At 38.5% G+C, this 19,064-nt stretch carries 16 protein-coding genes; 14 read left to right on the plus strand and 2 right to left on the minus strand.

Translation table 11 applies throughout. The annotated features are described in order from the left end of the window. Positions 1-591 precede the first annotated feature (591 nt). Entirely contained in the window at positions 592-1,104 is a 513-nt protein-coding gene (locus C4S54_RS09835) for a hypothetical protein (RefSeq protein WP_103869378.1), read from the minus strand. 253 nt (positions 1,105-1,357) lie between these two features. Here C4S54_RS09835 and C4S54_RS09840 point away from each other — a divergent pair, with 253 nt between their 5' ends. The 10 genes from C4S54_RS09840 (at position 1,358) to C4S54_RS09885 (ending at position 13,413) form a co-directional block, all read left to right on the plus strand. Continuing rightward, the gene (locus tag C4S54_RS09840; RefSeq protein WP_103869379.1) at positions 1,358-2,566 is read left to right on the plus strand and encodes an ABC transporter substrate-binding protein; all 1,209 of its coding nucleotides are present in this window, start codon (positions 1,358-1,360) and stop codon (positions 2,564-2,566) included. A gap of 279 nt (positions 2,567-2,845) precedes the next feature. Beyond that, positions 2,846-3,730 (plus strand): branched-chain amino acid ABC transporter permease, encoded by an 885-nt coding sequence (locus tag C4S54_RS09845; protein ID WP_103869380.1) that lies wholly within the window; start codon positions 2,846-2,848, stop codon positions 3,728-3,730. A 110-nt stretch (positions 3,731-3,840) separates the two neighbouring features. Beyond that, positions 3,841-4,890: a branched-chain amino acid ABC transporter permease gene (locus C4S54_RS09850; RefSeq protein WP_103869381.1), complete on the plus strand. Its 1,050-nt coding sequence runs from the start codon at positions 3,841-3,843 to the stop codon at positions 4,888-4,890. Continuing rightward, positions 4,890-5,648 carry an ABC transporter ATP-binding protein gene (locus C4S54_RS09855; protein ID WP_103869382.1) on the plus strand — a complete coding sequence of 253 codons (759 nt, stop codon included), beginning with the start codon at positions 4,890-4,892 and terminating at the stop codon, positions 5,646-5,648. The genes C4S54_RS09850 and C4S54_RS09855 overlap by 1 nt, the downstream gene beginning before the upstream one ends. 2 nt (positions 5,649-5,650) lie before the next feature. Next, positions 5,651-6,361: an ABC transporter ATP-binding protein gene (locus C4S54_RS09860; protein ID WP_103869383.1), complete on the plus strand. Its 711-nt coding sequence runs from the start codon at positions 5,651-5,653 to the stop codon at positions 6,359-6,361. A gap of 51 nt (positions 6,362-6,412) precedes the next feature. Then, entirely contained in the window at positions 6,413-7,051 is a 639-nt protein-coding gene (locus C4S54_RS09865; protein WP_103869384.1) for a cytidylate kinase-like family protein, read from the plus strand. Continuing rightward, complete coding sequence (locus C4S54_RS09870) at positions 7,048-9,351, plus strand: 6-pyruvoyl-tetrahydropterin synthase-related protein (RefSeq protein ID WP_103869385.1); 2,304 nt, start codon at positions 7,048-7,050, stop codon at positions 9,349-9,351. The genes C4S54_RS09865 and C4S54_RS09870 overlap by 4 nt, the downstream gene beginning before the upstream one ends. Before the next feature lies 1 nt (position 9,352). Beyond that, the gene (locus C4S54_RS09875; RefSeq protein ID WP_103869386.1) at positions 9,353-11,632 is read left to right on the plus strand and encodes a hypothetical protein; all 2,280 of its coding nucleotides are present in this window, start codon (positions 9,353-9,355) and stop codon (positions 11,630-11,632) included. Between the two features lie 7 nt (positions 11,633-11,639). After that, positions 11,640-12,683, plus strand: a complete 1,044-nt coding sequence (locus tag C4S54_RS09880) for a 5'-3' exonuclease (RefSeq protein WP_103869387.1) — start codon at positions 11,640-11,642, stop codon at positions 12,681-12,683. After that, positions 12,676-13,413, plus strand: a complete 738-nt coding sequence (locus C4S54_RS09885; protein WP_103869388.1) for a lysophospholipid acyltransferase family protein — start codon at positions 12,676-12,678, stop codon at positions 13,411-13,413. The genes C4S54_RS09880 and C4S54_RS09885 overlap by 8 nt, the downstream gene beginning before the upstream one ends. Here the strand turns inward: C4S54_RS09885 and C4S54_RS09890 are convergent. Then, on the minus strand, positions 13,397-14,638 hold the full coding sequence (locus C4S54_RS09890; protein WP_103869389.1) for a sensor histidine kinase: 1,242 nt from the start codon (positions 14,636-14,638) through the stop codon (positions 13,397-13,399). The two genes, C4S54_RS09885 and C4S54_RS09890, sit on opposite strands and share 17 nt — an antisense overlap. A gap of 103 nt (positions 14,639-14,741) precedes the next feature. On the opposite strand from C4S54_RS09890, the gene C4S54_RS09895 reads away from it, so the two are divergent. The 4 genes from C4S54_RS09895 (at position 14,742) to C4S54_RS09910 (ending at position 19,056) form a co-directional block, all read left to right on the plus strand. After that, positions 14,742-14,927 carry a hypothetical protein gene (locus C4S54_RS09895; RefSeq protein ID WP_103869390.1) on the plus strand — a complete coding sequence of 62 codons (186 nt, stop codon included), beginning with the start codon at positions 14,742-14,744 and terminating at the stop codon, positions 14,925-14,927. A gap of 184 nt (positions 14,928-15,111) precedes the next feature. Next, positions 15,112-15,309, plus strand: a complete 198-nt coding sequence (locus C4S54_RS09900; protein ID WP_103869391.1) for a DUF6465 family protein — start codon at positions 15,112-15,114, stop codon at positions 15,307-15,309. Between the two features lie 126 nt (positions 15,310-15,435). Further along, positions 15,436-16,905 carry a glucosyltransferase domain-containing protein gene (locus tag C4S54_RS09905; RefSeq protein ID WP_160110744.1) on the plus strand — a complete coding sequence of 490 codons (1,470 nt, stop codon included), beginning with the start codon at positions 15,436-15,438 and terminating at the stop codon, positions 16,903-16,905. A gap of 18 nt (positions 16,906-16,923) precedes the next feature. Next, positions 16,924-19,056: a hypothetical protein gene (locus tag C4S54_RS09910; protein WP_146059981.1), complete on the plus strand. Its 2,133-nt coding sequence runs from the start codon at positions 16,924-16,926 to the stop codon at positions 19,054-19,056. The last annotated feature ends 8 nt before the right edge of the window (positions 19,057-19,064 follow it).

Raw genomic sequence — 19,064 nt, forward strand, 5'->3', positions numbered from 1 at the left:
CAGAATTATTATTTTCAGGAATACATTTGATCCGTAAGAAAAACAATTCAGAATTTTAGAATGTCGTGAAAACGACAAAAGATAAAATATCATTTATCTAATCTGTTGTAAAGAGAATTTTGCAAAGAGAGTTTTTACGAAGTGATTTTTTATGCTAATCGAAATTGCCAAGGCTTTTGACTTTGCAGTTTGGGTATATGCAGCTATAAATGCAATTACAGCACCATTGAAGATCATTTTTGATAGCCTGAAATGGGCATAGGAATGCAATTTGTTAATTACAACATCCATTAATACGATGATAATTGAGTCTACAAGTCCATGTTATGGATGTGTAGATTCAATTTATTTTATATATACCCAAAATCTGATTTCCAAAAAACAGCCAATGGATGTGTAGTTTGAAAAAACTTGCTATATGCCCAATCGCGGAATTAAAAAGATTTATTCGACTGAGATTGGATGAGCATAAAGTGTACATGCTAGCTGAGCATGAAAAAGCAGCCACCTGTTTTTAGGTGGCTGCGGACAAATTTTTATCGTATATGCCCATTTTCATGTGGCCTTAGTATACGATATATGCCTAAATCATCATCCCTTCTTCTCGTACTGCACTTTGGCGGCATGGATCTGGGCGTTGACGTCGGCTAGAAATTGGTGGTTGGTTGGATCTGAGATGAACATTAGGAAATCGCTGGCTTCCTTGCGGGTGAGCTTTTGAATTCCGGTAAGATAGGACATGATTTCTTCCTGGGTTTTACCCTCGCTGATAAAGCTTTCGACTTTATCGAAAAGAATCATAAACCTGCGGACTTTATTTTTAGTATTTATATGATGCAGTTCAATAATGATGGAAAGCAGAATGAACGAAGATGCCACAAAAAGAATCAGGCTCAGTATACCGTACAGATAGATACCAACCCTCATATTAAGAATGGTGGAACTTAAAGATGATAACACCAGAATAGAAAGAGATGTTATCAAGATGACCAGCCGGGTATAATTCCGGAGCTTGTCATCCAAATCCATGAGCTTTACAGCTAGTCCGAAAACTATGTAGAATACTGCTGCAAAGGCCATCCCCAGATAACACAACTGTAGCATATGTTTATCCCCCTTTATTCAATTGTAACAATCATAAATGAATTATGCAATTCTAAGTAGAATCTATTGACTTTTACACTACAATGCTTTAACCTTTAAAAGTAATACAAGATTGTATACATATATACATTTATTGCTTATATCTGATGAGCAGCATTAAAAATCATGATAAGCTGTGGTTTCAATCAAGAAGGATATAACTATGTATAAGTGCATCTATGTAATTACACTCTTATGAAGGAGGAAAAATATTATGAAGAAGTTCACTAAGGCATTTAGCGTATTCATGGCGTCAGCACTCCTTGCTACATCACTTGTCGGATGTGGTGATGCTCAGGGCACAGGTGCTACAGAGACAGCAGAAGGCGCAGCGCAGGAAGAAGGAAGTGCAGCAGGTGCTACATTTAAGATTGGTGCTATCGGACCTCTTACAGGTGGCGCAGCAGCTTACGGTAATGCAGTATGTAACGCAGCAGAGCTTGCAGTTGCAGAGATCAATGCCGCAGGCGGAATCAATGGTTATCAGGTTGAGTACAGCAAAGAAGATGATGAACTCAACGCTGAGAAGTCAGTAAATGCTTATAACACTCTTAAGGACTGGGGCATGCAGATCCTTGTTGGTTCTACAACAAGTGCTTGCTCAATCGCAGTTTCAGAGTACACAAAGGCTGACAACATGTTCCAGCTTACACCTTCAGGATCAGCTGAGGATTGCGTAAAATATGACAACGTATTCCGTGTATGCTTCTCAGATCCTAACCAGGGTATTGCTTCTGCTCAGTATATTTCAGATCACAACCTTGCTACAAAGGTTGGTATCATCTACGACAGCTCAGACGTATATTCAAACGGTATCTATCAGAAGTTTGTTCAGGAGTCTGAGGGAAAGAACTACGAAGTAGTTTCAGCTGAAGCTTTCACACAGGACAACAACACAGACTTCTCAGTACAGCTTCAGAAGGCAAAAGATGCAGGTGCTGACCTTGTATTCCTTCCTATCTACTACAAAGATGCATCTCTTATCCTTACACAGGCAAACACAATGGGATATGCTCCAACATTCTTCGGTGTTGATGGTTTGGATGGGATCCTTTCAGTTGAGAATTTTGACACAGCACTTGCTGAGGGCGTAATGCTTCTTACACCTTTCGCAGCTGATGCAACAGATGATCTTACAGTTAACTTTGTAAAGAACTACAAAGAAAAATATGGTGATACACCTAACCAGTTCGCAGCAGATGCTTATGATGCAGTATTCATCATCAAGCAGGCACTTGAGTCAAAAAATGCAACACCTGATATGAGCACATCTGATCTTTGTGAAGCTCTTAAGAGCGCTATGACAGAGATTGAAGCTTCAGGTCTTACATCAACAAAGATGACTTGGGATGCAAACGGTGAGCCTAACAAAGAGCCAAAGGCCGTAGTTATCAAGGATGGCGTATACGTTTCAGCTAACTAAGCTTACAGAACCTGACAAGGTGATTTCGAGTCTGGTTCGAACGTGTTACACCGAGCGAAGAGAGGTGTAACTTCCTTAGAAAATAAAAGTAAATGCAAGCGAGGGCGCTTAGAAATAAATGCCCTCGTTTTCTGTTACTGTGTTATCATTATAATGATGCGATAATTAATCAATTTTCAACATGAAAAAGAGCTTATTTGCGCATCATATTTAAGAGAAATCCGCATTCTCAGCGTTTTTCTCATCATGAAAAAAGATATCAATATTTTGGAGGAGACTATGAGTTTTTTGACATATCTCATAAATGGTCTGAGTCTTGGCAGTATCTATGCCATAATAGCCCTTGGATATACGATGGTTTACGGAATTGCCAAGATGCTTAATTTTGCACACGGTGATTTCATCATGGTGGGATGCTACATTATTTTCTCAGTAAGCGCAGCACTTTCAGGTAATCCTATTATAGGGATCCTTATTGCCATTGTTCTCTGCACACTTTTGGGAATCACAACTGAGTTCGTGGCATACAGACCACTTCGAGGTGCAGCATCTCCTTTGGCAGTTCTTATTACTGCAATTGGTGTCAGCTACCTTTTGGAAAATGTAGCCCTTTTAATATTCGGTGCTGACATTAAATCTTTCACTTCCGTAGTCAAATGGGAAGGAATCACACTTTTCGATGGACAACTTAAGATACAGGGAGTAACAATCGTTACAATTGTCGTGAGTATTGTTATTCTCATTGTTTTACAGCTGTTTATAAATAAGACAAAACAGGGACAGGCTATGCTTGCAGCATCTGAAGATAAGGGTGCTGCAGCACTTATGGGTATCAATGTAAACAGAACCATTATGCTTACATTTGCCATCGGCTCAGCTCTTGCAGCTATTGCCGGAGCGCTCTTGTGCTCAGCATATCCGTCACTTTCACCATATACAGGCGCTATGCCCGGTATCAAGGCTTTCGTGGCAGCAGTTCTTGGCGGAATCGGTTCGATTCCCGGAGCCATGATCGGAGGACTCGTTCTTGGTATCGTTGAGATACTGAGTAAGACATATATTTCATCACAGCTTTCAGATGCAATCGTGTTCGGTATTCTTGTTATCGTACTTCTTGTTAAGCCAACCGGTATTTTAGGGAAGAAGATACAGGAAAAAGTTTAATCTTAGCGAGGTTTTTTCGAGCTTTAGATTAAACTTTGTTCTGGCGAACACGAAGTGTGAGAGCAGAACTTCCTTATGACAAATCATCCTTAGTGAAAGGACTTATATAAATGAGCAAAACAAAACGTGACAATCTCATCACATATGGCATAGTTATTCTTGCCTTTATAATATTTCAGGTGTTGTCAGCAACAGGGAACCTTTCAAGCCACATGAAAGGCCTTTTGGTTCCAATGACATATTATGCGGTTATTGCAGTGGCACTTAACCTCTGTGTCGGAATTCTGGGCGAGCTCAGTATCGGACACTGCGGATTTATGTGCATCGGAGCATTTACCAGTGCATTCTTTTCGAAAGTGACTGAAGAAGTGCTTCCAACTGCACCAAGATTTATCATTGCATTTATCATAGGCATCGCATTTGCAGCTCTCTTTGGATTTCTAATTGGTATCCCGGTTTTAAGACTTAAGGGCGACTACCTTGCAATCGTTACCCTTGCCTTTGGCGAGATCATAAAGAATGTCATCAATGCTTTCTATGTTGGAGTAGACAGCCATGGACTTCACTTCTCTATGAAAAATGCCATGGAACTCAACATGGAAGAGGATGGACAGGTTATTATAAACGGCGCTATGGGAATTACAGGAACACCACATGATTCCAATTTTGCCATAGGAATTGCAGTCCTTCTTATCTCACTTTTTGTAGTGCTTAACCTCATCAATTCACGAGACGGCAGAGCAATTATGGCGGTCAGAGACAACTATATCGCTGCAGAGGCTTCAGGAATCAATGTCACAAGATACAAGATGATGGCGTTTACGATTTCAGCTGCAATTGCAGGCGCTGCTGGAGTTCTTTTCTCACATAACATCACAACTCTTACAGCTTCATCCCAGTACTTTGGATACAACGCATCGATCATGATCCTTGTTTACGTGGTTTTGGGCGGCATCGGAAACATCAGAGGAAGCGTTATCGCTGCATGCATACTTTACCTTCTTCCGGAGCTCCTTCGTGGTCTCAACACCTACAGAATGCTGATCTACTCAATCGTTCTCATCGTAATGATGATCGTCAACTGGTCACCTAAGGTAATCGAGTGGAGGAAAAGAACTTTTGGTAACCTCCTTAAGAAGAGCGGAAAGGAGATGGCATAATGGCACTACTTGAAGTTAACAATCTTAGCATCTCTTTTGGCGGTCTTCGCGCTGTTGGAGATTTTAATTTGAAGATTGAAAAAGGCGAGCTGTACGGCCTTATCGGACCAAACGGTGCCGGTAAAACAACAGTTTTCAACCTTCTTACAGGTGTTTATAAGCCCGATGAAGGAATCATAAAGCTTGATGGACAGGATATTACAAGGAAAAACACGATTGAGATCAATCACGCAGGAATTGCAAGAACCTTCCAGAACATCAGACTTTTCAAGCAGCTTTCAGTTATAGACAACGTTAAGGTTGGCCTTTCTGAGCGCATAAAATATAGCTTGTTTGAGAGCATTTTCCACGTAGGAAGCTACAAGGCAAAAGAAAAAGAGATGGAAGAGGAGGCCCTTCGCCTTTTGAAGGTCTTTGACCTTGACGGGGAAAAAGATATCCTGGCTTCAAATCTTCCTTACGGTAAGCAGAGAAAGCTTGAGATTGCAAGAGCCATGGCGACAGATCCTAAGCTCCTTTTACTTGATGAGCCGGCAGCAGGCATGAATCCTAATGAGACAAAAGAACTGATGGAGACAATAGCCCTCGTAAGAAGAGAGTTTGATATGACAATCCTTCTCATCGAGCACGATATGAAGCTGGTTTCAGGAATATGTGAGAAGCTTACAGTGCTCAACTTTGGTCGTGTCCTGTGCCAGGGCGAAACAAAAGAGGTTCTGGCTGATCCGGAAGTTATAAAGGCATATATCGGAGATTAAATATGGCAAATTTACTTGAAGTAAACAATTTAAGTGTATATTACGGTGTGATCCAGGCCCTTAAGGGGATTTCTTTCCATGTAGATAAGGGCGAGATAGTTGCCCTTATTGGCGCAAACGGAGCCGGTAAGACAACAACTCTTCACACTTTATCAGGCCTTATTAAGGCCGATAGCGGCAGTATCTTATATCAGGGAAAAGAGCTGACAAAGATTCCAAATCATAAGATCGTCAGCCTTGGAATGGCGCAGGTTCCTGAAGGAAGAAGAGTTTTTGCAGAGATGACTGTTCTGCAGAACCTTAAGATGGGCGCATATACCAGAAATGACAAGGCTGAGTTTGAGAGCACTCTTGAGATGATCTACAAGCGCTTCCCAAGACTTGAAGAGAGAAAAAGCCAGTTTGCAGGCACTCTTTCAGGCGGTGAGCAGCAGATGCTTGCCATGGGACGAGCTCTTATGTCACACCCTGATATTATCCTTATGGATGAGCCGTCCATGGGACTTTCACCTATATTTGTAAATGAGATTTTCAGCATCATTGAAGATGTAAATAAAGATGGAGTGACAGTGCTTCTGGTTGAGCAGAACGCAAAAAAGGCACTCTCCATCGCCAATAGAGCCTACGTCCTCGAGACCGGTAGCATCGTGAAGGAAGGACGCGGCATCGACCTCTTAAATGATGAAGAAATTAAAAAGGCGTACTTAGGCTAACTTCATTATTCGATGAATATATAACGAAGTTTAACTTCCTTGGAGGTATATATGAAGAAAAATATCGTCATTACAATAGCCCGTCAGTACGGCAGTGGCGGACGTACAGTTGGAGAAATGCTGGCAAATGAACTGGGCATTCACTACTATGACAAGGAACTTAGTAAGATCGCGTCAGAGGAAAGTGGCATCAGTGAAGGCCTTTTTCTTGAGGTAGATGAAAAGCGCAGAAAAAGGGGATTCCTTCGCACTCCTGTGAATGTGTATAAGGGAGAGATTATAGGCCCTGACAGCAAAGAGTATACATCAGAGGACAATCTCTTTAATCTTCAGGCTGCATCCATAAAGAAACTGGCAGAAAATACAAGCTGTGTTATAATTGGACGTGCGGCTAATTTCGTTTTAAAAGATTACGAAAATGTGCTAAGTGTTTTTGTCCATGCACCACATGATTTCCTGATGGAGCAGGCTGGTAAGGTTCAGCCACTTACAGGAAAAGAGCTGGAGAAATACATAGCAACAGAGGATAAATACCGCGCCGAGTACTACCATCACCACACAGGGCAGAACTGGACCGACGCCATGAACTACGACCTGTGTCTTGACAGTAGCAAACTTGGATTTGAAGGAACTGTTAGAGCCATCAAGGCCCAACTGAAAGTACGTTTTGGCGAGGATATTTTTGAATGAAAAAGTTTTTTGAAAACAAAAAATATTTAATTATTGGAGTACTAGCTCTCGAGCTAGTACTTCTTGTGGTTAATGCCCTAAGATTTTACAGGGATGAAACAATACAGCTTACTGCCGATGATCTTTTGGTTGCATATAATGACCAAAATACAGGAGAGACTGTTTATGAGTCTGGATTTTATGCTGATCATAGCAATATAGAAGGTTCGTATATAGTTTCAGATTCCATCAAATTTAGAAAAGGAATTTATGCTGTAACAATAGAATATAGTAGTAATGCCAATGATAGTTGGCATAATTGCTATAGCACTGTCATCCCTGAATTTGATACATCAGAGGAACTCACAGCCAATCTTGTAAACTGTGACAGAATTTCAATGCCTGAATCAAAAAGTTCCATTTCATTCCTTACATGGGTTAGATATGGAACAGAGTTTAGAGTGCGAATGGGACCAGATACCGGTGCAGGTGGTGATGGAATTTATGTTCTTGTTAACAATGTTTTTGTGACTTACATGAGAAATAGAACTATTTTACATGAAACTGCAAAGCTTTTACTTGCATTTCTTTTGATAGATTTATTTCTTTTTTGGGTTTTTTATAGAAAAAGCGAATTAGTGAATTTCTTTAAAGATAAAAGCATTGTAGTTGCAGGATTATCATTTATTATCTTCTTCTCAAGTTATCCGCTGTTTTACAGAAAACTGTTCTTCGGTGATGATATTTTTTACCACTTAAGGCGAATCGCATTTACAGCAGATGCAATTATGTCTGGACAATTCCCGGTTCACATACTTCCGGGATGGGATAATGATTATGGATATGCTGCCGGGGTAGGTTACGGGGATCTTCTTCTCTACCCATCTGCTTTAATTATAATACTTGGTGGTACAGTGCAGTTTGCTTATAAGTTTTATATCTTTCTTACAAATGTTTTGACTCCTATTATTTCATACTATACATTTAAAAGAATTTCAAAAAACAGCGAAATTGGAATTGCAAGTGCAGTTGTCTTTTCATTAATTGGATTTAGACTTCATAGTGTCTATTCCGGTGCAACTGTGGGCGAGTTTGGAGCATACTGCTTCCTCCCTATCGTGATTTTGGGGCTTTGGGATATTTATACAAAAGAGAAAAAAAATGGGTACATTGTACTGGCTCTTGGGGTAACACTTACTCTTTCAAACCACGTGCTTTCAACATTTATTTTAGCGCTTGTGATTCCATTGTTTTGCGTTTTATTTATTGAAAAGACCATAAAAAAAGATATTTTGATGCAACTATTTAAGGCTCTTGGATTAATTATCGTGTTAAATCTGCACTTCATAGTTCCTCTTATGGATTACCTGCTTTTTCAAGGAATGAACGGAAACGCAATTTTTGACATTCTTTGGAATAGGGGGCAGGAGTTTATAAAACTCTTTAACCATATACCTGATGCGTCACTTGACAGCGGTGGATTTTTGGGAATAGGAATATGTGGAATACTCGCTCTTTGCGTGGCTCTTGGCTACATTGTATCAGGCTGCGCTGGAAAAAGGACTTTAGCATATTTTAGATTGATTCTTTTGAATGTTTTAATGATATTTTTGAGTGTCAACTCGATATTTTATTATTGGATAATGGAAAATATGCCTCTTTTGTATAAACTTTTAGGAACAATGCAGTTTCCATGGCACTTCCTTGATGTTTCATGCGGATTAATTGTGCTCTTAATGGCAATTTCCTTAGGGGGCCTTGCGAAAAACGAAAATCGAAAAGCATTGGTTGCTGCTGTGACTTCAATCATATGCACTACATGCGTTCTTCAGAGCACATTCCTTCTTGGTGAGGTAATAAAAGAAGGTAATCAAATAACAATGTTTGATGAAACAGCGCTTAAATCCCCGTTTGTAGCTGAATTTACAATTGAAGGAGCAGATCAGGGAATCACAAGTGTTGAGACTGATATGGTAATAAGAGACGAAGAAATAGATTCGAGCGCAAGTATTGTAAAGAGAAATGGAACAACTATAGTAGCTCAGGTTGAGAATAATACTGAGAATACAGTTACAGTAGAAGCGCCGTTATGGGGATACAGGCATTATGTCGCTAAGGCAGGTGGAGATAGCCTAAACGTATACACGGCAGAGAATAAGAAACTGGCAATCGATATTCCAGCATTTTATAACGGTCAGGTAAAAATATATTTTAGAGAGCCATTTTTGTGGAGATTTGCTGAAATTATTTCGTTAAGTGGTTTTGCCTATGTTATATATGTATTTGTAAAAAAGCGTAATGATAAAGCACTGGAGGCATAAAATGTTAAAAAAAAATAGAGTTTTGATTATAATAGGAGCGCAATTGCTGTTTCTATTGGTGCTGACACTGGTATTGCACAGCATGAAAACAAAGGAGATTGATCTGGGATTTCAGGATTGGACATCTGAGTACATGACAAATGATGGAGAATATCTGTATCTTATGGACGAATACGTAAACTCAGGTGAAGAACTGGCTATAATGACACAACCGAATATTCAGTTGGATGCTGGTAGCTATACATTGAGTGTTACTTATTATGTAGAGGATGATCAAAGTCTTGAATTTTCAACCCAAAAGCCAAAGCAGATTAAATACATAAATGCTGGGACAGTGCGTCTTAGCAAGTATATAAATGAAGTTGTTTATCACTTCGATGTTACCGAGCACATGGATGAGTTCAATGTTCAGTTTGATTATAACGGGAATGGGACTTTTGAGATAGATAGAGTGACTTTATCAACAAGTAATGGCAGATTTTATAGAGGAATCATATATATTGCTCTTATCATGCTCTTAGCTGATTTGTACTTTTTCTGGTTCAAAAATCTTGAAAGCTCTAAAAAAATCAATGTAGTTCTTGTAATGGGAATATGCTTTGTTGTATCGCTTCCGCTTACTGCTCATGGCACGTATTACGGTCATGATGTTCTATACCACATTACAAGAGTAGAGGCTTTGGCCAACGAGTTTAGAAACGGATCATTCCCGGTAAGAATGTCATCTCTTTGGAATTATGGATGGGGATATTCTTCATCTGTTCTTTATGGTGATTATCTTCTCTACCCGGCAGCTTTTTTGAGAATGTTTTACTTTGATACAACTACATGCTTTAAGTTCCTTGTATTTTATATGAATTTGATAGTAACAGTTGTCAGTTACTTCTCATTTAAGCATATATTTAAAAATAATAGGATTGCGCTAATTCTTAGTCTTGCCTATGTTACATGTGGATACAGGCTTACAGATCTTTACGTTCGATATGCTATTGGCGAGTCATCCGGTATCCTCTTTACGCCAATGGTAGCGGCAGGGCTTTTCGGTATTTATACAGAGACACAAGAGAATAACAAAAAGAAAAACATGATAAATGTCATTCTCTTCGGAGGCGGATTTGCGGCAATTAGCTGTAGCCATGTTATTACAACTGAAATGATTACAATCACTTTGTTGATTTTAATTTTGATTTTATTTAAAAGAACAATTACATGGCCTGTAATTAAGTTAGGACTTTTTTCACTTGTTTTATGCCTTGGGATTTCTGCTTTTTATCTGGTTCCATTCATGGAGTATTTTGTGACTTTGCCACTTCTTGTAAATGCTTCATATATTCAGGAATATCTTTTGGGACTTCAGGATTCAGGCGTAACTTTGGCTGAACTATTTGGCTTTTTTAAAAATCCTATGGGCGACATGGAAATTGGGGGACTTGCAGGAAAATCACTGTTTTCACCGGGAATACTCCTAATGGGAGCCCTTGTAGTTGCTATTTTTCTTGTATTACGGAATAAAAGTAACAAAAAAATCAACATTATGCTGATTATTTCATTAGTAATTTTGTGGATAGCATCACCATTTTTCCCATGGAACTATATGGCAGCTCATTTTGGTTGGTTTATTATTGTTTCTCAGGTACAGTTTGCATACAGATTTACAGAGATGGCGCTTATTCCACTCACTCTTTTATTAGGATTTATTTTGGAAAAATATTTTGAGGATTATTCTGTTCTTAAGAATGAATCTGAGATTTCGTGGCCAAGACCACAAAATCTCATAATTGGGCTTATGCTAGTTGCGCTTTTGTGGATGGGATGGTATATAAGTGACTATATCGGAAATTACAACGAACTTTACTTTTATGATACAGCAGAGATTGATGTAGCTTATGCTGTAGACGGCGGAGAGTACCTTCTTGAGCATATAGATCATGAAAACTTGTATCCATACTATAGAACAGAAGGCCTTAATTCTTTTGTCCCTGTTTCAAGAGATGGTTACAAATTTGATGTACAGGTTGAAGTAGGTAATGAGGAAGGGTATGTGGATTTTCCTCTATATAACTATACTTACTATACAGCTTTCGGAGATAATGGTGAGAAGTTTGAGGTTGTAAACGGAGACGAAAATAGCATGGTGAGGGCAATACTTCCAGCTGGCTATTCAGGACATGTATATGTGGATTTTATTGAGCCTATCCACTGGCATATAGCAGAAATGATTACAATTATTTCCGCTATTGCGATTATGGTGATTTACTATCGTGAATTTAAGAAGAGATGAGGATAATATGAGTTCAGAGAAATTCATACTGATAGATGGAAGCTCAATGCTGGTTACCAACTACTATGGTAATCTTCCAAAAGCGCTCCTGTTTGAAAAAGACCCTGAGAAAAAAGAAAAGCTCTTTTCTCAGATAATGCACAATGATGCAGGGCAGTACACCAATGCCATGTACGGTATGATGCGTACTATCCTGAAAATCATTGATGAGCAGAAGCCCACCCATATGATGTTTGCCTTTGATATGACAAGGGATACCTTCAGAAGGGAAAAATACGCTGATTATAAGGGTAACCGCGGCGAGACTCCTGAGCCATTAAAAGAGCAGTTTGAAAACATGGAAAAGCTCCTTGAGGATATGGGCTTTCAGGTTATGTATGATATGAAGTATGAGGCCGATGATATTGTTGGAAGCGTTGTTTCGAAGTTTGAAAAAGAAATCCCGTCATATATTATCACCAAGGATCACGACTATCTTCAGCTTGTAAGTGACTACACAAGAGTATGGCTCATTCAGACTAAGCAGGAGACAGCTGATGAACTGCAGGCTAAATACAGCGCAGAGTATGGCTGGAATAGCAAGATGGTGAAGATTCCGGATAAAGCTTTTGAAGTTACACCACCACTGTGTCTTTCTGAGTACGGTGTGAAGCCTTGTCAGATACCTGACCTTAAGGGAATACAGGGCGATAGCAGTGATAACATCCCAGGAGTTAAGGGGGTTAGCAGCGCTGCTATGCCGCTTCTTGCAGAATATGGCACCGTTGAGGGAATATATGAGGCAATTGATTCCTGCGAGGGTGATGCCAAAAAGCAAAAAGAACTGGGGGCATACTGGAAAGAGGGTCTTGGAATATCTAGAAGCCCTATGAAGGCTCTTATTGAGTACAGGGATCTTGCATTTTTGTCAAAAGACCTTGCAATGATCAGAAGAGATTATGACTTCCAGAAGCAGTTAGACGATTTTAAGATAAACATCAACGTGGATAAAGCCAAGGAACAGTTCGAAAAATACGGCTTTAAATCACTTATGGAAAAACTCAATGCGTAATTTTTACCACACAATACTGATAAATATTCACAGAATAATATATTATGTCGCGAAAGCCCGCATTTGGCTTCTTAATGTAGATGGACATACAGATGAAGAGAGATATGCCCTAGCTAATGAGATGATCACCAAGATGAACAGGTCATCAGGATATGAGACTTTAAGCTTTGGGCAGGAGAATCTACCGGAAGATGGGGGATACATGCTTTATCCCAATCATCAGGGGAAATACGATGTGCTCGGAATCTTTACAAGCCACAAAAAGCCCTGTTCCTTCGTAATGGATGAGAAGAGATCGCACCTTATTCTTGTAGCTGAGTTCTTGGGACTTGTTAAGGGAAAAAGACTTATCCTAAACGACCCCAGACAAACTCTTACAGTTTTCAAAGAGATGGCTGAGGAGCTAAAAAAGGGCAGAAAGTTTATTCTTTTCCCTGAAGGCGGCTACAAAGAGAATAACAGAAATATTGTTGAGGACTTTAAGGCGGGAAGCTTTAAGGTTGCTCAAATGGCAAAGGTTCCCATTGTTCCTGTTGCGCTTGTAGACTCTTATAAGGTCTACAATTCAGATGAGCACATTGGACCAACCAGAACGTTCGTTTATTACCTTGATCCTATTCACTATGATGAATACAAAGATATGAAGACAAAAGATATTGCTGCTATGGTCAGACAGAGGATAGTCGATGCCATCAATCAGCATTTTAGGAACACTACATGCAAGTCATAACAGCGCGAACAACGAAGCTGCCGTTTTCCTGAATGAAACTGGCAACTCCACAATATTTTTCAGCTACAGACCTTATCTGAGCAGTTCCAATTCCACTTGGAACTGCTCTTGTGCTTATAGGCAATCCATCCTCGTCAAAACGCGCATTTACAATGCTGGGATTTTTGCATAAGAGCTTTAACTTTCGACCATCATAAGTGAGCTCGAACTGAATATTTCTTTTGGACGGATCAGGAATTCTCTCCTGAGCTTCTATGGCATTTTCCAGGACATTGGCGACAAGACTTGTAAGGTCAGTAGATTCTACAGGAATCCTTGCCGGGACATTGGCCTTGGCGCGGAGCTTAAAGCCAAGCTTCTGGCATCTTGCGCCGTAAATAGTCAGGAACTCATTGACAATCTGATTGTCACAATAAGATACTACTGTGACGTCGTCGAGCTTAGAATCAAAGTCTTTTAGATAGGCCACTGCATCTTCTATTTTGCCATCATTTATAAGTCCCATCAGGACTCTGTGGTGGTGTCTTATATCGTGCTTGTATTTTCTTATAGTTGTTTCGTTACTTTCATATATGGAGAGCTGTTCCTGAAGCCTTTTGCTGCGGGCGTTCTGATAATAAGCAATCTCTTTGTCAGAAGATTTTTTGTGCATCTGAAACATGGTGAGCTCATATTCCATTACCGCGGCAGCAGCCATTACAACGACGTATATGATCGGAAACCAGTCGATCATGTTTTTTCCATAGGGTTGAAGATAGCCTATGAGAGATGTCTTGAACAGAAGAATACTCAGAAAATGCCCGCTCAAAGCGCTGATAGTTCCAAAAAATACGCCTGCAAGATAGTCTGTGATAAAGGGCATAATAAGGATAAAGAGCCAGAAGGCATCCATTCCAATGGTCCAGTCAGTTTCCATGATAAGATGTATAAAAAGAATTATTGAGAGCATATACGAACCAACGATGGTTATGATGATATGCCGCTGAGTTTTATAAAGAACAATACCAAGAGCAAGAAAAAGTACCGCTATGCTGATATTGGTAACAAGTCCATGTTTGTATTTGGACATATATGCAGGGATGGAGGCAATGAGACTATATAAGATAAAACCGGCAAGCAGTATAATTGTTGTCCTGGTTTTCTCTTTTCTCTGAATAGGATCAGATTCGAACTCGATCACTTCTTTTAGATTATACCTAGGTTTTAAACGTGGAATAATGAACATGATGCCGCTGCCCCTCCCAACAGGTAAAAGATGATAAACACCTAGTATTATTGTATAATATTAGGAGCAGAATTTTAAGAAGAAATTGTTCGGGGGAAGCGTGATGAATAAGTTATTTGCTGTTTTTGCAGCTATTGTTTTTATAGCGGGGGTGGTTTTTTTTACGATAGCAGAACTTAATAGGGACAACGAAGAAGAACCTGAAACATATAAATGGATGAAGATTTTTTCGATAATAATAATCATTCTTGGCGTAGTTCTCGCAATTGCATGCAGAAATAATTGGTAGTATAATCTTGTTTAATACAGAGACAAGCAAAATCATGCATAAATGAATTGATGAGCTTGCTCAAATCAATTCATTTATGCATGATTTTATTTGGCGAGTATCGCCAAATGAGGAATTGTTTACAATTCCGAGTCTTGTCTACAAACTAATATTTCATTTTCTGAAAAGGGGAGGAAAAGAAAAAATGGCAGCTAGTAAAGTAAACACAAAGATTGAACTTCAGTTTGGCGACAAGGCAGTAACAGAGGATCAGCTCGTTTCTGCTGCTAAGAAGGCATATGGTAAGAAGGACATTAAGTCTCTTGATATCTATGTTAAGCCTGAAGAGGGAAGAGCTTATTACGTAGTAAACGGCGACGTAAACGGAAGCTTTGAACTTTAATTTTGTTCACTTGAATTTGTAAACCAGGAACAGGTGGAAGAAGTATATTCTCCCACCTGTTTTTCTCTGTATAATGATAGTGTTCATAGATATATAAAACCACAAGTAATGCGAGGATTATTTAGTATGAAGATTATAGTAGATAAACTAAAAGAAAATAAGAAAGTTATACTGTATAGCTTTTTTCTGACTCTTCTTTTCTTTGGTATAAATTACAAAATAGAGTATGCTACAGATACCTATTATAATTTCATGCAAAAGGGCGCATGGAAAGCATGCCTTGAAAATGGCCGCCCATTTCTTGCATTATGCTTTTATGTGCTTGAATCACTCCCCATATCAGTTGCAATGATATACCATATAATGCAGATACTCGGAATAGTATTTCTTACTGTTACGACAGTTATTCTTACACTTGCTTATAAGAAATATATAGAGAAAGAAGTATTAAGCGTAGTTTTAGCATTTCTCACTATAGCTAATCCACTTATTATTGAATATTTCCTTTTTGAGGAAAAAGGGATATTCATGATGGCTATTTTCTTAAATGTTGTTGCGGCCCTCATTACTGAAAATATGTGGAAAGTGGGCACCACAAACAATTATAAAAGATTAGCGTTTTCCACAATTTTATCTGTGTTATGTATGCTTATAGCGGTGTTTAGCTATCAGACAAGTGTGCAGGTGTATGTCATTGTTTGCTTACCATTTATAGTAATTAGCAGCAAAAATGTAATTGATTTTATCAAAAAGAATATTTATGTCGCTGTGCTTTACGGTGTATCCATGGCAAGCGCTCTCGGAGTGGCTAAATATATCATTCACACTGACAGGGCAAATGTAAGCATGGATTTATTGGAAGGTTTTAGAAGGGCAGCAGGCATCTTACGTACAGTAACATTTGACAGGTTCTTCAATCTTTCATCAGGAATATTTGCATTTTGGTGCGTGCTTATATTGGCAGTGATTGTTATTGCTGTTATAAGAACAAAAGAAAACAAGGCAATTGCTTTGCTTTCATTTATTTATATTATCCTGGGATGTGTATTTACAAGTTTTGTCATTTTTGCCTTGAACAGTTCAGCACTTTCTTCACCAAGAACTGTATATACCTATGGAATGATCTTTGGAATTGTTCTTTTTTACGCTGTATATCTTGGAAAAGACATTTTTGTTTCTTGTCTGTCTCTTGTAGTGGCGGTGATAATTCTGATATATGAATATTTGAATTTTGGCTCAGTTTTTATAGACAGGTATCAGTGTAATGCGGTTGACAGATATTATGCTCAGATCATCAGAGAACAGATCAGACAATATGAAGATGAGACCGGAAATGAAATAGATACTATCTGTTTTTATATTGATGCTGATAGAATGTGGTGGGATGAAGGTTACAGCGATACAGAGCTGATGACCAGAGCCCAGGCCTGCGGATGGAGTGCGCTAAATTCTATTAATCTTTATCTTGGAAGAAACTACACTGAAGGGGAGCAAGATCCTGAAATAGCAGAATATTTCTCTGAACAGAACTGGGGAATGTACTCAGAAGACCAGTTGATATTTAAGGGCAATGAGCTGCATTTATGTGTGTACTAATTTGAAGGGAAGAGTGAAGTGGGAAAAGTATTAGAGTTACTAAGAAAAATGTATGAATGGGTTGTCACCTTGCTTGTGCTTGTGATACTCGTATTTTTGATTTATTTATCAAGCAGAACAACTGCAGTACTTACGCAATCAGAGCATCTTTTGTTTATAAAGGAGACATTCATATTTTTCTTTGCTGTTATTTTAGCTTCAATTTTACTTGTATTCATAAGCGTAAAAAATCAGAAGATCAGTAGAATTATTGCAAAAATAAATTCAGATGATGTCCTATATAGAAAGCTTAGAAAATGGTTAACAATAGGACTTTTTGGAGTATGCCTTTTTTGGGTACTTAATACACAGATGATTGCTAGAGCAGACCAGATTGAAATTCAGGAAGCATCTTTTAGGATACATCTTGGAGATTTTGGGGAACTGCTTCCGGATGGATATATAGGTGCTCATTCCAATCAGATGGGACTTATGCTTTTAAGCTATTGGTTTTCTTTCTTGTTTGGAAGCCAGAATTATCTCGTTTTTCAGATTATCAACTGTATAGCTGTTTCAGTAATTTACCTACAGCTCGCAGGTTTTGGAACAGTGCTTAAAATGAATAATTTTGGAAAACTGCTAGTGCAGGTCAGCGGTTTTTTCTTTTTCCCTATTATATTTTTTACTTCTTTTGTATATGGTAATCTGATTGGTTTGGCGCTGTCACTTTGCGCTATAAATCTTGAATATGCTTTCTTTGAAAAAAAGAATGTGAAATACGGAATATTGTCGGCATTTCTCATCGCTCTTGCAGCCATGGTTAAGCCTAATTTCTCAATTTTTATGATAGGAATGCTTATTTATGGCGCTATAACTATAGCTTTAAATAAATCATACAAGGCAGCCTATTATTTAGTCTTGATACTGTTATTCTTTTGCATTCAGTCATTTGGAACAAGGTTTCTTTTTGAAAAAATGTCAGGGATAGAAATGGGGGATGGAATTAGTCCATATGCCTTTGCCGCAATGGGATTGCAGGAGGGAGGACTAGGTCCCGGTTGGTATGATGGCTATAATGACCTGTCATATGAAATGGTAAAATATAACACTCATGAACAGCGTCAGATGGCCATTTGGAATATTAAGGACAGACTCAGGTTTTTTGCAGATAATAAAGATGAAGCAATCTCATTTTTTACTAGAAAAACAGCTGCTCAATGGGTTGAACCCACATATGAGTCGCTATTTATTCTAAATGAGAAAAGCGATTATGCAGTTAAATACAGCGAATGGGTATGGTTTATCACTACAGTCTATGGTGGAGCGGTATTAACAAGGCTTGGAAAGGTTTTTCAGATCATAGTATTGGCAGGTGCTTTGCTATATCTTATATTAGTTCGCAGGACAGATGAGTATTATAAAAAGCTGACATTGTTTATGTTACTAATTGGTGGATTTGTTTTTCATTTTGTATGGGAAGCAAATGGCCAGTATACAATTTTGTTTTTTATATTGCTAATACCGTATGCGGTATGTGGATATAAATATTTGAGAGCAATAATGCAACAATCAGCAGTCGTTAATATAAAAGAAAATGTAAATATTCCGATGGTAATTGTAGTAGCATTGCTGATCATCTTGTTTTCTGTATTTTATAGTGTGAGAAGTGAATTTCTAACTGCCGATAGTGTTCCTTATTATGATTACGTTGCCCAGAGTAAAAATGAGGTGGTTATTCCTGATGGTAAATACAACATATGCGTTGATTCTGGAAAGAAGCTTACGGCAGTGCCGGATTCTACAAAAGAGTATGCTTTCGATGATGACGATAGATGTATGTATCTTGAACTTGGGAATGAGGGAATCACTGTGCAGATAAAAAATTACCATGGTAGAGTCAGATTTTATATTCCAGAAAAGAACCTTTATCTTCAGCATGATGGTGAGAAAATCAAGGCGGCAGACTATAAGGATACGGTTAAACAACTCTTTATAATAAAAGAAAGCTCTGAACCAGGAAAGTACTATATCATTCCTTGCCAGAAGGGAATTGATACATTTGATGAGAGAAAAAATGTTACTCCAGAACGATGCTTGGGATATGATACTGATGGTAACGTAATAATGATGGATGATGGTGAAAGTCCAGTTAAATGGGAGTTTATAAAATAATATGTATA

The sequence above is a fragment of the Butyrivibrio sp. Su6 genome (assembly GCF_900108105.1).
GTDB lineage: Bacteria > Bacillota > Clostridia > Lachnospirales > Lachnospiraceae > Butyrivibrio.